Origin of the sequence: Aggregatibacter kilianii, from assembly GCF_003129965.1 — a bacterium.
Lineage (GTDB): Bacteria > Pseudomonadota > Gammaproteobacteria > Enterobacterales > Pasteurellaceae > Aggregatibacter > Aggregatibacter kilianii_A.
The window spans coordinates 40,145-54,405 of sequence record NZ_NRCJ01000012.1 but is presented as its reverse complement, the minus strand read 5'-3'; the positions used below and the strand labels follow the sequence as shown (position 1 = coordinate 54,405).

The following is a 14,261-nucleotide window of genomic DNA, read 5'->3' as shown; positions in this document are numbered from 1 at the left end:
TTAAACCCATCCTAAAGTCGGTTTTGCAAAGGCTTGGCGTAACAGCGAAGACTGCGCCAACGCCATTAACCCCAAATTGCGGGCGATTTGCAACGGCAATACGTCATTGGCAAAAACGGACACCAGATTGTCGGTAAATTGCAGCATTTGATGTTGATCGTTCAGCCGTTGTCGTTCATATTGTTGCAACGCCGCATAAGCACCGAGATCGATGCCGGCGTGAAATGCCTCGCTCAACACCTTTGCCAACTGCATCACATCACGGATACCCAAATTAAACCCTTGCCCCGCCACCGGGTGCAAGGTCTGTGCCGCATTGCCCACTAACGCGATACGTTCCTGAATATGTTGCGTGGCGCGGGACAATGCCAACGGGTAACAAAAACGTTTTCCGCAGTGCAACAACTTACCTAAACGCCAGCCAAAGGTACGTTGCACCTGCGCCAAAAACATCTCATCATCCGGTGCCATCAGGCGTTCCGCATCGCGCACGCACCACACCAGCGACATTAAATTCTCGCCCACCGGCAATAAAGCGATGGGACCTTCGGCGGTAAAACGCTCGAAAGCGCGGAAGTGGTGCGGTTGTTGCGTTTCAATATTAGTGATAATCGCCGTTTGTCCGTATTCATGCAAAATTTCTTGGGAAATCCCCACCGCACTTGAAACCGCCGAATGATTACCGTCTGCCCCCACTACCAGTTTGGCGTTTAAAGTCTGACCGCTATCCAGTGTAATCTTCACCTGTTCCACATTGCGCTCAAGGCATTGCACCGAATGGGGCGCGAAATAATTGATGTTGGAATATTGTTCGATAGCATTGAGCAAACGCTGTCCGACCTGCGCCAAAGCGACGGTCGCGCCCAACTGTTCCAAGTGAAATTCTTGGGCATCGAATTCTACGATGCCGCTGTGTCCTTTGTCGGAAATATGGATTTGCTTAATCGGCACGGTAAGCGGGCGAATATCCTGCCAGAGCGTTTGTTGATTCGCCAGCCGAATTTCATTCAGCCGTTGACAACTGCCGGCGGAAAGGGCGATATGACGGGCATCAAAACCGCTTTGTTGATGGAATTGCGGCGCCTGTTTCTCAATCACCGCAATCTTCATTTGGTTTTGCGTTTGCGATGCCAATGCCAGCGCCAAGGTCGCGCCGGACATTGCGCCACCAACAATCACCACATCGTAGTTCATCTTCTGCCCCTTCATTCTGATAAATTAAGCCCGTGCGTCCGCCATCAGTTTTTCGATGTCGGCAATTTCTTTCGGCACGGCGGAGGTGAGATTTTTGTTGCCGTACTCGGTGATCAGCAAATCATCTTCAATACGGATGCCAATGCCTTTGTATTGCTCCGGAATGTCTGCATCTTCGGATAAATACAGGCCCGGCTCCACCGTGATCACCATACCCGGTTCCAACGTGCGGCTACGATTCTCGCCGTATTCGCCCACATCGTGCACATCCAGACCGAGCCAATGCCCCAAGCCGTGCATATAAAATTCGCGATAAGCTTTTTGTTCGATCAATTCATCCACATCGCCTTTCAGAATGCCCAAACGCACCAAGCCTTCGGTTTTAATACGGATCACTTCCTCATTCACTTTGGCAATGGAACTGCCCGGCACGAGCAATTCAATGGCGCGTTTTTGCGCTTGCAACACAATCTCATAAATGGCGCTTTGCGCCTCGGTGAATTTACCGTTCACCGGGAAAGTGCGGGTAATATCGCCGGCATACATGGCAAATTCGCAACCCGCGTCAATGAGCACCAAATCGCCGTCGCGCAACGGCATATTGTTTTCCGAATAATGCAAAATGCAGGCGTTTTCGCCACCGGCAACAATGCTGTTATAGGACGGATAACGCGCGCCGAAGCGGTTAAACTCATGCAAAATGTCGCTTTCCACTTCATATTCCAAACGGTTCGGGCGGGTTTGTTGCATGGCTTTGATGTGCGACAACGCGCTGATTTGTCCTGCTTGTTGCATGAGCGCAATTTCATTTGCTGATTTAAACAAACGCATTTCGCCGAGCATGTGCTTCCAGTTAAAAACACTTGAAAATTCCACCGCACTTTGCTCCAGCAAGGCATCGCCCCAAGGCTGTTGCTTCGGTGCGTAATAAAGTGCGGTCTGTTTTTGCGCTAAATTTTTAAACTGCGCAACGAATTCTTCCATGGCATAAGCGCTATCCACCAACAGTGTTTGCGGCGCTTTTTCCACGCCAAGACGGCGACCGTTCCAAATTTCCAGCAATTTATCGGACGGACGTAAAAAGATGATCGCTTGTTGCTCGCCCTGCTGTTTGCGTAACAACAACGCGGCATTCGGCTCGTTAAAACCGGTTAAATACCAGAAATAGCTGTCCTGACGGAAGGGATAATCGCAGCCGTCGTTGCGGCGGCGTTCAATATCGGAAAACACCAGAAACAGGGAATCGTCCTGCATTTGCTCAAATACTTTAGCCCGGCGTTGTGCGAATTCCTCCGTCGGCAACGCCGCCATATACGCGAGATCCATAGTTTGTCCTTAATTAATGTAATGTCGGTTGTTTTTCTTCCGCCGGATGGAAATGGGCGAAAAATAAGGTGGCGATGGTGCGCACATATTCCACGATTTCCTCCACCGCCTGCGCTAGCTCTTCCGGGTCGTCCTCTTCCTCGTCATAGCCAAGCTGACAAATGTCATGTAAATCGTCCACCGCTTCGCCGATATCGCCTTTTTCTTTATCCAGATGCGGTTGCGCCAACCCAAGCCCGAGCAAAAAGTGGTTCGACCATTCCGCCAAACCGTCCGCCTGCTCAAAGACATTTTCCGTATCCGGCAGGCAAAGCTCAAACTCAAAACTTTCATTGTCGGCTAATTGGCGGTGAATTTGCTGATAAATGTCGCTAATTTGCTGCAAAAGTGCGGTGGGATAGGCGTGATTATCGTTAGTAAATTGATAGAGTAACGGCTGCCAGCTTTGATCCTGAATACCGCCGCAAATTAAACCGCTCAAAAAGCCGTGTAATTCGGCGGCAGAAAGCGGAATGGAGGCTTGGCGGAGTTGTTGACTCAGGTTTTGATAAGAAATTGTTGTCATTGAAATTATCCTTATTGAAATTGCCTTTAGTTTATCACTCTTCACCTCAGCCAACCAGTTTTGAAATTGGCAAGTTTTCCTGCCTGTGGCATAATACGCGCAATTTTGGTTAAGGAATTTGGGGCTAAAAATGTCATCGAAAAGTATTGAAATCCCTGTATTGGGGCAGTTATTACGTTTAAATTGTCCGGAAGAACAACATGAAGCCTTACGCAGCGCCGCCCGAGAATTGGATCAACGCGTATCGGAGATGAAAGAACGCACCGGTATTTTGCAGGTTGACAAAGTCCTTTCCATCGTTGCGCTGAATTTAAGTTTTGAACTGATGCAGGAGCAGAAGAAAACCCATTTAATTGAAGACGTGTTAAAAAATAAAATCCTGCGTCCGTTGGATCATTCCCTTGAAAATATCGGCGCACCGAAGTTCAATTCCTGATAATTTCGCCGTCATTTCAGATAACTAAAAGTATTCTGAGAAAAAGAATTTGTGCTAGTCATCAAACCTAATTTCGAGTAGTATTAAGCAAAAGAATTTCCTGAGGTGTTCGCCAGTGGGTTACGTCCCTGAGCCGATACTTTTAATCTTATGAATTGGTTTCCTGTCATTGGTGTGCAGGCTTAGCTCGACTAAGAAGCCTAAAAATGATTTCAACTAATTCCCTTGAACCGTAGGGTTCAAGGACCGACCACCCGCAACGGCACCTCGGGGCCTCCAAAACAATGTCTATGCAACCACTTCCCACAACCGCCGCCATTCGCCAACAGCTTCGTCAGCAAATACGAAAAACGCGCCGAAAACTGACCGCACTTCAACAGCAACAAGCCGCGCAACATATTACCGAACAGGCTTTAAATTTAATTGAACGACGTCATGCGAAAAACATCGCGCTCTATCTTGCCTTCGACGGCGAAATTTCCACCCAACCGCTGATTGAATGCTTATGGCAACAGGGAAAACAGGTTTATTTGCCGGTGTTGCATCCTTTTTGTCGCGGACATTTACTCTTTTTACGTTATTTGCCGAACACACCGATGAAGCCCAATAAATTCGGCATTTTGGAACCGCACTTAAACTTGCAAAATGTGTTGCCTATCGAACAATTAGATATGATTTTTACGCCGTTAGTGGCGTTTGATAAACAAGGCAATCGCCTCGGCATGGGTGGCGGGTTTTATGATCGGACGTTGCAACATCAACGACAACAGCATTTCATTACGGTCGGCTTGGCGCATCAATGTCAGCAGGTTGACGCGCTGCCCACGGAAAGTTGGGATATTCCGCTAGATCGAATTTTGGCGGGCTAAAAAGAAAACCTCCGAATTTTCGGAGGTTTTTTGTTTATTGCTGCGGTGCTTGAAGTTCCGGCTCTTTCGGTTTTTCCGGCTCGTCAAATTTCTTGCCTTCGTTTGCCGCAATGATTTTCGCCGTTTGATCCGCCAAGTGCTTCAAATTCATCTTTTCATAAGATTCTTTCATCAGCGGTAGCGCATCCAAGGTCGCTTGCGTGTCCGGATACAATTTCAACATCGACACCACACGGTTTGCCGTCGCCACATAAGCATCCCGTTTGAAATAGAACTTGGCGATGTCTAATTCATGACGGGCAAGGCTGGCTTTGATATAAGTCATACGCGCCAAGGCATCCGGCGTATAAGGGCTGTTCGGGAAGTGATTGACCAAATTCTGGAAGTTGGCAAAAGCGGTTTTAATGGAGGTATTTTCACGGGTGGCGCGATCCACGCCAAAGAAATCTTGGAAGAAGTTATCCCCCAACGCGGAATTGGTTAAACCTGCCATATAAAGGGCATAATCCAAATGGCTGCTGTTCGGATAACGTTGAATGAAACGGTCGATAGTCAGCAAGGTTTCGCTATAATCTTGGGATTTATAATACGCGTAAATTAAATTCAGTTGCACTTGCTCGCCGTAAGAACTGCCCGGGAAGCGGTTGTTCACCGCATTAAAATAACGAATCGCCTGAGAATAATCGCCGTCCTGTAAATAGGTTTGACCGGTGCTGTATAAGGTTTGCTCCGGCGCCTGTTCCACATCTTGTTTAGAGCTTGAACATGCTGTCACCGCCAACGCCATCGCGGTCAGTAATGCAAAGGATTTAAGTTTACGCATTGAATAGAATCCTTATTTTTACGAAAAATGATAAATGGGTTACAATTGCCCGATATTGTATAGAACATTGCTAAATAAGCAAACTTGATTAACGGATTTTTTATTTATGGCACAAATCACACTCTCGGCAACCGTGCAACCGCAACAAATGGGACAACGGTTAGACCAAACCCTGGCGGAATTGTTCCCCGACTACTCCCGCTCCCGCTTAAAGACGTGGATTGAGGACGATCTGGTGCTGGTCAACGGCTCAGTGCAAAATGTGCCGCGTAGCAAAGTTTACGGTGACGAACATATCGAAATCACCGTGGAAATCGAAGACGAAACCCGCTTTGAGCCGGAAAATATTCCGCTCAATATCGTCTATGAAGACGACGATATTCTCGTCATCAATAAACCGAAAGATCTGGTGGTGCACCCCGGTGCCGGCAATCCGAGCGGCACGGTGCTGAACGCCTTGTTATATCACTATCCGCCTATCGCCGAAGTGCCCCGTGCCGGCATTGTTCACCGCTTGGACAAAGACACCACAGGCTTGATGGTCGTGGCGAAAACCATTCCTGCGCAAACCCAATTGGTACGCGACCTGCAAAAACGCAAAATCACCCGCGAATACGAAGCCGTCGCCTGTGGCATTATGACCAAAGGCGGTACGGTGGACGAACCCATGGCGCGGCACCCCACCAAACGCACCCACATGGCGGTGCACCCTATGGGCAAACCTGCAGTGACGCACTATCGCATTATGGAGCGCTTCCGCGATTACACCCGCCTGCGCTTACGCTTAGAAACCGGGCGCACCCACCAAATCCGCGTGCACATGGCGCATATCGCCCATCCATTGCTCGGCGATCAAACCTACGGCGGTCGTCCTCGCCCACCGAAAAATGCCGGCGAAGAATTGATGAATGTCCTACGCAATTTCAAACGCCAAGCCTTGCACGCTGTCATGTTGCGCTTGCAACACCCTATCAGCGGTGAAATGATGGAATGGTACGCGCCGTTGCCGGAAGATTTTGTGGAATTAATCACCGCCCTGAAAGCGGATTATGTGCTACACAAAGACGAACTGGACTATTAATATGCAAGCGATCAAACCGAACTGGAACGCGCCGCAAAACGTACGGGCGTTCACTACTCTGCGCCATGGCGGCGTCAGCCTTGCGCCTTATGACAGCTTCAACTTGGGCGATCATGTGGGCGATGATAAAAACGCCGTGAAAACCAACCGCACTTTATTGGTGGAAAAATTCCATCTGCCGCAAATGCCGCTGTTCTTAAATCAAATTCATAGCACCAAGGTGCTGACCTTGCCTTATCACGGCGAAGATGTTAACGCCGACGCGGTTTACACCGACCAACCGAACCAAGTCTGTCTGGTCATGACCGCCGATTGTCTGCCTGTGCTATTCACCAACCGAGAAGGCACGGAAGTCGCCGCCGCCCACGCCGGTTGGCGCGGATTATGTGATGGCGTGTTAGAACAAACCGTCGCCAAATTTCAATGCCCGCGCGAGCACATTCTCGCTTGGTTCGGGCCTGCTATCGGACCGACCGCATTTCAGGTGGGACAAGAGGTCATCGACCAATTCGCCGCTTGGGATGCACAAGCCAAAGCGGCATTCGTTGCCGATCCCACCGCCGACGGCAAATTCCTCGGCAATTTATATCAAATCGCAACCCAACGCCTCAACGCCCTTGGCATCACCCAAATCAGCGGCGGCGAACACTGCACTTACCTTGAGGCAGACAAATTCTTTTCTTATCGGCGGGATAACGCCACGGGAAGAATGGCGTCGGTGATTTGGATTGAGGGGTAAATCCTCATTTTGATCTAGGTGATGAATTAGCCTAAGTTAAAGTCATCATTCAACCTTGGGGAATTTAAAACAGCCCCAAAGGGGCTGAACCATGCGTAACCATGGGTAATTTATTACCCACAGCAATTCAAAATCCATCGCGAATTTCGACCGCACTTTTCATCGCAAAATTAGCGTTTTCCTTCCGCCTGTTTAATTTCCGGCGTGGTGTATAAACGGTGCTTATACAAGTAACTGCCCAACAGCGCGTGCGCCAAGGCTTCTTTCACCATGCTTTGCGGCACTTCCGCTTCCGTTAAGGTTTCGGTGGCTTTATCGTAGCGATAGGTTTTCGCCCCCACTTTCGGGAATTGAATCACCACATCCTTGCCGCGCATGAGTGCCTGCACTTGGTCGTATTGCATGATGGCGCGGTTCGGATCGTTCGGTTTGGTAAGATCGTAGCCGATCATCGGGTAATCGCCGCTGATGCCCGCCAAGGAAAGCAAGGTGGTCGGCATATCAAATTGACTGACCAAACGGTTATCGCGGCGCGGCTCGATGCCCTCGCCCAAAATCAACGCCGGAATGTGGAAATGCTTAATCGGCATGAGGCTGGCGCCGGCAACACGGGAATCATGGTCGGCGATCACCAAGAAAATGGTGTCTTTCCAATAATTCGATGCCTTTGCCAGTTTGAAGAAATGCCCGATGGCGTAATCGGCGTATTTCGCCGCATTATTACGGGTGGCTTTCGGTTGTTCGTAAAGGTCGATTTTGCCGTCCGGGAACTCAAACGGATCGTGGTTGCTGGAGCTGAACACGAGACTGAAGAACGGCTTACCTTCTTTGTGTAACTGCGTGAAGGTGTCGTTGGCTTTGGTGAACAGGTCTTCGTCGCTCACGCCCCAAGTGCCGGTAAAGGTCGGATTTTGATAATCCATTTGGTCGATAATGCGTTTGAAGCCGTTGCCGTAGAAAAAGCCCGCCATGTTATCGAAATGCTTTTCCCCACCGTAAATGAAGGATGTGTCATAGCCTCGTTGGCTTAATAATTGCGCTAAGGTGAAGAAACCGCTTTGGCTGTTGTTAAGTTTCACCACGGCGCGGGCAGGCGTCGGCGTGAAGCCTGCGGTGACCGCTTCAATACCGCGCACAGAGCGGGTGCCCGTGGCGTATAAGTTATCAAACAACCAACCTTGCTGCGCCAGTTTGTCGAACTCCGGCGACAACGGCAAACCGCCCAAAGAGCCGATAAATTGCGCGCCGAAACTTTCTTCCAGAATAATCACGATATTTTTCGGTTTGCCTTGGTAACTGGCTTGGTTACGGGTCAACGTCGGGAATTCCTCGGAAATATACGCTTCCGCCGGACGACTGCCGCTGTTCTTCACAATTTCCAGCATTTCCGCCGTCTCCATTTTGCCGTAGGCTTCTGAAGAGGTGCCTTCGTCTTTAAATTGTTGCGCCGCATAAAGCACGGAATAGCCCGAATTCAACACCAAGGAATTGACCATGGCATCGGAGGAAAACGCCACCATTGCCGGGTTAATACCGCGATGCTGAAAGCTGGAACGTGCGCCGATAAAGCTCAAGGCGATCACCAATAACGCTACTAACGGGCGCCATTTCCAGCTCATCGGTTGCACGTCACGCACGGCGCGACCGGCAAGTTTCCAATAAACCACGGCAGCAATTATCGTGAAAACAAGGCTCAAAATGACCGCACTTAAATGCCCTTCCATCAGCATGGAGAACACTTCTTTCGGATAAATCAAATATTCGATGAACAGGCGATTCGGGCGGTAATCGTAGGTATCGATGAACGCAGGTGTGGCAAGTTCCATAAACACAATGAACACGCTGCCGACAGTTAGCCAGACGCGCAAAATGCCTTTCCAAATGCGTCCTAAGGCGTTGTCATGATAAAGCAATACGCTCAATAACGCCGGCACACCGAACAGGTAACACAAAGACACCACGTCCATGCGTAAGCCTTGTAAAAACAGTTGCCCCCAGCCGTGAACCGCATTGACGCGATCCCATTGCCACAAAGACAAGCCTAGGCGGGACAAGGTGAAAACGATGAGGTTAAGAATACAAAAGAAAAAAATCGGGTACAGCAAAGAACGGGGTTTTGCCGTTTTAAAAAGTTGACGTGACATTCCAAGTCTCCAAATGGAATAAATCCGCTCATGCGCGATTCACGCAGAACGGACTCATAATAAGTTATTCGATCCAATGAACAATTTCGTTGAGCGGTTTGCGGGCTTTCGGGCGAATGTCTTTGGCGCGATAGCCGAACGTTGCTGCCACGGAAACCGCATATTTTTCCGCATCATAAGCGCCGGTTTGCGCCAGAATGCGGTTCACTTCCGCATAGTTAAAACCTTCAATCGGGCAGCTGTCGATGCCGATCAGCGCGGCGCCGGTCATCATGTTGGCAAGGGCGATATAGGTTTGTTTGCTCGCCCAGTCGAATAAAGTGCGGTCGTTTTCCAGCACATTTATGTGTTCCGTTTGGAAACGTTGGTAAGTCGCCATGTTAGTTTGAATTTGCTCTTCTGTTAAGCCGCGACGCACTAGGTTCTCTCTAAAATCTTCGGAATCGTAACGCATATTTTTATTGGCTAAAATCACCACGACATGGCTGGCGTCGTCCAATTGGGTTGCCATGCCCCAGCTTACCGGTTTTAAGGCTTGGCGTAATTCAGGGTTTTGAATCACTAAAAACTGCCAGGGCTCGGAGCCGACGGAGCTTGGGGATAAACGTCCAAGTTCTAAAATATAGTCAAAATCGTCTTTGCTGATTTTGCGGGCGGGATCGTAATAGCGCGTGGCGCAACGAAAATGAAAGGCGTCTAATACTTGCTGTTTGGTAACGCTCATTGAAGTCTCCTTGCAATAACATCATGAGAAATAAGAATAAGTTGTAATTTGGTTGCCCATTTTCCGCTTATTTCGTTTTTTGTCCAGTAAAAAACGTCCTTATATTCAACCGAACTTTATGGCCTCAAATAAGATTCAATTTGCGGCGGAATAAGTTTAGGGCTAGGAATTAGAACCTGTTTATGGCGATTAAGTTCGCCTTTTTCCAGCACAATGCTGCTTTTGGGAACTTTGAAGAGTTTACTGAGGAATTTAAGCAGATGGGCGTTAGCTTGCCCATCCACAGGAGGTGCGGTGATGCTGATTTTCAATTCGTCGTCATGTAATCCGACGATCTGATCTTTGGCGGCTTTCGGTTGCAAGAAAATTCTAAGGCGCAAATCTGCGCCGTTTCGTTCTACTGCCGCCATACCTTTTACCTTAAACTTGGTGAACCTTAAAACGCGGCGGCGACCCAAAGCCCGTCAAATAGGTCATATAACACGCGATTCAGTAAGTACAATACGAAAACCACCACCATCGGCGAAAAATCGATCATGCCGGTATTCGGCAGGATTTTACGCACAGGGCGTAATACGGGTTCGCTCAATTGATACAAAATATATTGCGCCTGCCCTGCACCGCGATTAAACCAGCTTAAAATCGCGCCCACCAGTAACACATAAAAAACGGCTTCACCGATGCTGTGTACCACGCTTAATACACCGATAATGGCGTATTCAAACAAGGATGCACCGCCGATCATGCCGAACAGATTTAATAATGGGAATTTCACTAAGCCTAGAATGAAGCACGCCAATAATGCGGCGGTGTTCACGCCTTTTACCGTCGGCGCGAATTTACTTAACGGCGAGACCACCGGCTGAGTAGCTTTGACTAAGGCTTGTGATAACGGATTGTAAAAATCCACGCCTGCCAGTTGAAACCAAGTGCGTAAAATTAAAATAAAACTATAGACGCTAATCGCCGTCGCAATAAGAAATTGAATTGAATTCATGCTGTATCCTTAAATTATAACCAGCCTTTGCGTTTGAAATACCAGTACGGCGCAAATGCCGCCAGTGCCATTAATCCCAATGCCATTGGATAACCGAATTTTAACCCGAGCTCCGGCATATCGCTGAAGTTCATGCCGTAGTTGGACGCCACCAAGGTCGGCGGCAGAAAAATCACCGATACAACGGAGAAGATTTTGATAATACGGTTTTGTTCGATATTGATAAAACCCATCGCCGCTTGCAGTAAAAAGTTCACTTTTTGGAACAGGGACTCATTATGCGGCTGTAAGGACTCAATGTCTCGTAAAATTTCACGCGCCTGCTCCAACTGATTTGCCGGCAAGCGGGTTTTGCGCACCAAGAAACTTAACGCGCGCTGCGTATCCATCAAGCACAAACGCACTTTGGAACTGGTGTCTTCTTGTTCCGTTAGGGTCGCCAAGGCTTCGTCAAAGGCCTCGCCTTGCGTTCCGTTTAACACCACGCGACTTAATTTTTCCAAATCTGCGTACACGTTTTCAATCACGTCCGCCAACTGCTCGATTTTAGTTTCAAATAAATCCAGCAATAATTCGTAGGAATTACATTCGATTAAACGCTGATTGCGGGAACGCATACGATATAAACGGAACGCCGGCAATTCGCGATCGCGCAGGGTAAATAAACGCCCGTCGCGAATGGTAAACGCCACGCTGGCTAAATCCGCATAGTCGTTTTCATCTTCACAATAAAAAAACGAGTGAAGGTGCAAGCCGTCTTCGTCTTCAAAAAAACGCGCGGACGCTTCAATGTCTTCCAATTCCAGAAACGATGCCAAACTCTGACCCAAATTTTCCTGCAACGTTTCACGCTCTTCCACGGTCGGTTCCAACAAATCGATCCAAATGGCGGTGTTTAACGGCTCGGTGGTTTCGTCAATGCGAACCAGGCGGGCATCTTCAAGGGCAAAGGCATTTATCATTTTGTCATACTCCCGGTTGGATATCGCACAACACGATGAACAAAACATCAAACGAATAAGACATTACAAGACAACAGCGATCAAAAGTGCGGTCGTTTTTACGCGTGTTTTTTAACGACAAAAAAGAAAGCGGTAATGAATGAATTTTTTGCAAATTTTCGTCTGACGAAAAAGATGCCGAAAAAGAGAAAGGTAAAAGAAACTTACCGACTAAACCATCGCCGATAAGTGAGACGGGCGATAGTTACAGTGAAAACTCCGTTCGGTATCGACTGTGACTGTCCAAAGTGTGTGTCCTCTTGTTACTAAATCGCGCGCAATGTTACGCCTGAACGCCTGATTCGTCAAGGCGTTATGCTTTGAAAAATCCAATCGGCTTTCTTATAATAACGCACCTAACGATTACTTTTCAGACAGAGGACAAAACCATGGAATTTGCTGCACAACCGCAAAAAGTCACCGATGAACCCAATGCCAATACGGTGTTTATGGTGTGGAATTTTAAAGACGGCGTGGAGGTGAAAGACACATTCAAACGCCTGTGCGCATTAATGTTAAACATTAATAATTCAACCAATAACCGCTTTCCGCATAGTGCCGCCAGTTGCGTCATGGGCATCGGCTATCAGGCGTGGCGACAATTGGATTTACCGCAACCGCTGCCAAAAGAATTGGCGGAATTCAAACCCATTAAAGGCGAAAAACACACGGCGGTATCTACCCGCGGCGACCTGCATTTTCACATTCGCGCCGTAGAAAAAAGCTTGGTGTATGACATTTCCGCCGTGATTACCGATTTGCTACACGAAGTCGCCGATTGCGTGGAAGAAGTGCACGGCTTTCGTTATTGGGACGGACGTTCCATTCTCGGTTTCGTGGACGGCACGGAAAATCCGCAAACACCGAAAGAACGGGAATTTTTTGCCATTATCGGCGATGAAGATCCGGAATATAAAGGTGGCAGTTATTTATTCGTACAGAAATATGTGCATGACATGAACGCGTGGCGCAAATTACCGGTGAGCGAGCAAGAAAAAGTCATCGGACGCACCAAACAGGACGACATTGAATTGGATGACGACAGCAAACCAAGCAACTCCCACGTTGCTTTGGCGAATGTGGGCGACGATTTGAAAGTGGTACGCGACAATATGCCGTTCGGCAACGCCGGCGCCAATGAAATGGGCACTTACTTCATCAGCTACGCCAGCACCTTCAAAACCGTGCAAAAAATGCTATCCAATATGTTTATCGGCAAGCCGAAAGGCAACTACGACCGCATTTTAGATTTCAGCCACGCCAAAACCGGTACCTTATTTTTCGTGCCGACATTGGATATGTTGGATGAATTTTCGGAATAAGGATTTCACGGGCGGGCACAGGACCCGCCTCACATAAAAACACATTGAAAAATTACTCATAAATCACTAAGGTGATTTATTCGCCCCGTTGGGGCCGTTGGCAAAGCCAACGTTCAAAAAACGTTGTTTTTTGTGACCGCACTTTTCATTCCACATTCCACCAAATCAATGCCCACTTACGCTGTCCATGTTCAATAGGCTCATTACGCTTCTGTTTCTGCCGATAAAATGCCGCCAAGCCCTCTTTTTCTTTTTCATTTAACGGACCAAGGGAAAATTCCACGGAATTGAGCAAATCTTCATAGGTTTCGCCCATAAAACGACCGGATTCCGTTTCGATGAAATTCAGGTTGGCTTGAATGCCCTTTTGATAAAGCCGATTCAGCAAGTAAATATAGGTCGGGAAACCGATGTCGTCGCGACCGATAGCGGCAAACACGCCCTCGTCTAAAAAATGACGTTGGGTAACAGAAGTGAGATACACCCGCTTTTTCGCCTTGGCACGGAGTTTATCGATCATGTCGTCCAAATCATCCACCAGCGTAGAACGGGATGCCAATACGATATCCGCCTGCGGCACGTCGTCCCAATTCTCCGCCCAAGAACGACGGATTAAGGTTAAATTATCCAATTGCATCTTTTGTTTATATCCCGCCAGCACATCAAGCATACCCGCGCTGTAATCCAAGGCATACACCGGGCTTCCCTGCTGCGCCAACGGAATGGCGAAGGTGCCCGGCCCGCAGCCGATGTCCAGCACGCTTTCGTTTGGTTGCACCTGCATGGCTTCCAATAATTGTTTATTATAACGGCTGGCTTTGCCCACCAGATTTTCCGCCATTTTCACGGCTTTTTTGTCCCATTTTTCAGGCGGTAAATTGTAATGATTGCAGTGAATGAGGTGTTGTTTGTAGAGGGTGTTAAAATCGATGTCGTAAATGGTCATGAGGTGTCCTAAAAGTGCGGTTGTTTTCGGCGATAAATTTTACTGCAACACTATATGCTTTGAAATATAACGTTACTAAAATTTGTCCAATAAA

The 14,261-nt window shown here is 48.2% G+C and carries 15 protein-coding genes and 1 other RNA gene; 6 read left to right on the top strand and 10 right to left on the bottom strand.

Going from position 1 to position 14,261, the window contains the following annotated elements; genetic code table 11:
* The 3 genes from ubiH to DK430_RS09820 are packed head-to-tail and all read right to left on the bottom strand — an operon-like array spanning position 1 to position 3,085.
* Positions 1–1,194, bottom strand: coding sequence for a 2-octaprenyl-6-methoxyphenyl hydroxylase (gene ubiH / locus DK430_RS09830; protein ID WP_109078882.1), 1,194 nt, complete (start codon positions 1,192–1,194; stop codon positions 1–3).
* A 24-nt stretch (positions 1,195–1,218) separates the two neighbouring features.
* Entirely contained in the window at positions 1,219–2,520 is a 1,302-nt protein-coding gene (gene pepP, locus DK430_RS09825; RefSeq protein WP_109078881.1) for a Xaa-Pro aminopeptidase, read from the bottom strand.
* Positions 2,521–2,533: 13 nt separating this feature from the next.
* A complete protein-coding gene (locus DK430_RS09820; RefSeq protein WP_109078880.1) occupies positions 2,534–3,085 on the bottom strand; it encodes a YecA/YgfB family protein in 552 nt (183 codons plus the stop codon).
* 130 nt (positions 3,086–3,215) lie between these two features.
* Here DK430_RS09820 and DK430_RS09815 point away from each other — a divergent pair, with 130 nt between their 5' ends.
* The 3 genes from DK430_RS09815 to DK430_RS09805 all read left to right on the top strand — a co-directional run bounded on the left by DK430_RS09815 (position 3,216) and on the right by DK430_RS09805 (position 4,390).
* Positions 3,216–3,521 carry a cell division protein ZapA gene (locus DK430_RS09815; protein WP_109078879.1) on the top strand — a complete coding sequence of 102 codons (306 nt, stop codon included), beginning with the start codon at positions 3,216–3,218 and terminating at the stop codon, positions 3,519–3,521.
* 94 nt (positions 3,522–3,615) lie between these two features.
* Positions 3,616–3,799: non-coding RNA, 6S RNA (gene ssrS / locus DK430_RS09810), on the top strand.
* A 12-nt stretch (positions 3,800–3,811) separates the two neighbouring features.
* Complete coding sequence (locus tag DK430_RS09805) at positions 3,812–4,390, top strand: 5-formyltetrahydrofolate cyclo-ligase (RefSeq protein ID WP_109078933.1); 579 nt, start codon at positions 3,812–3,814, stop codon at positions 4,388–4,390.
* Positions 4,391–4,424: 34 nt separating this feature from the next.
* Here the strand turns inward: DK430_RS09805 and DK430_RS09800 are convergent, their stop codons facing one another.
* Positions 4,425–5,213 (bottom strand): outer membrane protein assembly factor BamD, encoded by a 789-nt coding sequence (locus DK430_RS09800; RefSeq protein ID WP_109078878.1) that lies wholly within the window; start codon positions 5,211–5,213, stop codon positions 4,425–4,427.
* 106 nt (positions 5,214–5,319) lie between these two features.
* Between DK430_RS09800 and rluD the strand changes: the two genes are divergently transcribed.
* Both rluD and pgeF read left to right on the top strand, forming a co-directional pair.
* A complete protein-coding gene (gene rluD, locus DK430_RS09795) occupies positions 5,320–6,294 on the top strand; it encodes a 23S rRNA pseudouridine(1911/1915/1917) synthase RluD (protein ID WP_109078877.1) in 975 nt (324 codons plus the stop codon).
* Between the two features lies 1 nt (position 6,295).
* Positions 6,296–7,033 carry a peptidoglycan editing factor PgeF gene (gene pgeF / locus DK430_RS09790; RefSeq protein ID WP_109078876.1) on the top strand — a complete coding sequence of 246 codons (738 nt, stop codon included), beginning with the start codon at positions 6,296–6,298 and terminating at the stop codon, positions 7,031–7,033.
* A gap of 170 nt (positions 7,034–7,203) precedes the next feature.
* On the opposite strand, the gene DK430_RS09785 is transcribed toward pgeF, so the two are convergent.
* The 5 genes from DK430_RS09785 to corA all read right to left on the bottom strand — a co-directional run bounded on the left by DK430_RS09785 (position 7,204) and on the right by corA (position 11,860).
* On the bottom strand, positions 7,204–9,177 hold the full coding sequence (locus DK430_RS09785; protein WP_109078875.1) for an LTA synthase family protein: 1,974 nt from the start codon (positions 9,175–9,177) through the stop codon (positions 7,204–7,206).
* 64 nt (positions 9,178–9,241) lie between these two features.
* Positions 9,242–9,901 carry an NAD(P)H-dependent oxidoreductase gene (locus tag DK430_RS09780; RefSeq protein WP_109078874.1) on the bottom strand — a complete coding sequence of 220 codons (660 nt, stop codon included), beginning with the start codon at positions 9,899–9,901 and terminating at the stop codon, positions 9,242–9,244.
* A 116-nt stretch (positions 9,902–10,017) separates the two neighbouring features.
* The gene (gene yggU / locus DK430_RS09775; protein ID WP_109078873.1) at positions 10,018–10,311 is read right to left on the bottom strand and encodes a DUF167 family protein YggU; all 294 of its coding nucleotides are present in this window, start codon (positions 10,309–10,311) and stop codon (positions 10,018–10,020) included.
* Between the two features lie 26 nt (positions 10,312–10,337).
* On the bottom strand, positions 10,338–10,898 hold the full coding sequence (locus DK430_RS09770) for a YggT family protein (RefSeq protein WP_109078872.1): 561 nt from the start codon (positions 10,896–10,898) through the stop codon (positions 10,338–10,340).
* A gap of 14 nt (positions 10,899–10,912) precedes the next feature.
* Positions 10,913–11,860, bottom strand: a complete 948-nt coding sequence (corA, locus tag DK430_RS09765; RefSeq protein WP_109078871.1) for a magnesium/cobalt transporter CorA — start codon at positions 11,858–11,860, stop codon at positions 10,913–10,915.
* 428 nt (positions 11,861–12,288) lie between these two features.
* On the opposite strand from corA, the gene DK430_RS09760 reads away from it, so the two are divergent.
* The gene (locus DK430_RS09760) at positions 12,289–13,221 is read left to right on the top strand and encodes a Dyp-type peroxidase (protein ID WP_109078870.1); all 933 of its coding nucleotides are present in this window, start codon (positions 12,289–12,291) and stop codon (positions 13,219–13,221) included.
* A 145-nt stretch (positions 13,222–13,366) separates the two neighbouring features.
* Here DK430_RS09760 and DK430_RS09755 read toward each other — a convergent pair whose 3' ends face one another.
* Complete coding sequence (locus DK430_RS09755; protein ID WP_109078869.1) at positions 13,367–14,167, bottom strand: class I SAM-dependent methyltransferase; 801 nt, start codon at positions 14,165–14,167, stop codon at positions 13,367–13,369.
* Positions 14,168–14,261 lie beyond the last annotated feature (94 nt).

Coding starts and splice junctions, on each gene's coding strand:
- ubiH (WP_109078882.1), bottom strand. CDS start 1,194: ATGAACTACGATGTGGTGATTGTTGGTGGCGCAATGTCCGGCGCGACC.
- DK430_RS09780 (WP_109078874.1), bottom strand. CDS start 9,901: ATGAGCGTTACCAAACAGCAAGTATTAGACGCCTTTCATTTTCGTTGC.
- DK430_RS09770 (WP_109078872.1), bottom strand. CDS start 10,898: ATGAATTCAATTCAATTTCTTATTGCGACGGCGATTAGCGTCTATAGT.
- pgeF (WP_109078876.1), top strand. CDS start 6,296: ATGCAAGCGATCAAACCGAACTGGAACGCGCCGCAAAACGTACGGGCG.
- DK430_RS09755 (WP_109078869.1), bottom strand. CDS start 14,167: ATGACCATTTACGACATCGATTTTAACACCCTCTACAAACAACACCTC.
- corA (WP_109078871.1), bottom strand. CDS start 11,860: ATGATAAATGCCTTTGCCCTTGAAGATGCCCGCCTGGTTCGCATTGAC.
- DK430_RS09760 (WP_109078870.1), top strand. CDS start 12,289: ATGGAATTTGCTGCACAACCGCAAAAAGTCACCGATGAACCCAATGCC.
- DK430_RS09805 (WP_109078933.1), top strand. CDS start 3,812: ATGCAACCACTTCCCACAACCGCCGCCATTCGCCAACAGCTTCGTCAG.
- pepP (WP_109078881.1), bottom strand. CDS start 2,520: ATGGATCTCGCGTATATGGCGGCGTTGCCGACGGAGGAATTCGCACAA.
- DK430_RS09820 (WP_109078880.1), bottom strand. CDS start 3,085: ATGACAACAATTTCTTATCAAAACCTGAGTCAACAACTCCGCCAAGCC.
- rluD (WP_109078877.1), top strand. CDS start 5,320: ATGGCACAAATCACACTCTCGGCAACCGTGCAACCGCAACAAATGGGA.
- DK430_RS09785 (WP_109078875.1), bottom strand. CDS start 9,177: ATGTCACGTCAACTTTTTAAAACGGCAAAACCCCGTTCTTTGCTGTAC.
- DK430_RS09800 (WP_109078878.1), bottom strand. CDS start 5,213: ATGCGTAAACTTAAATCCTTTGCATTACTGACCGCGATGGCGTTGGCG.
- yggU (WP_109078873.1), bottom strand. CDS start 10,311: ATGGCGGCAGTAGAACGAAACGGCGCAGATTTGCGCCTTAGAATTTTC.
- DK430_RS09815 (WP_109078879.1), top strand. CDS start 3,216: ATGTCATCGAAAAGTATTGAAATCCCTGTATTGGGGCAGTTATTACGT.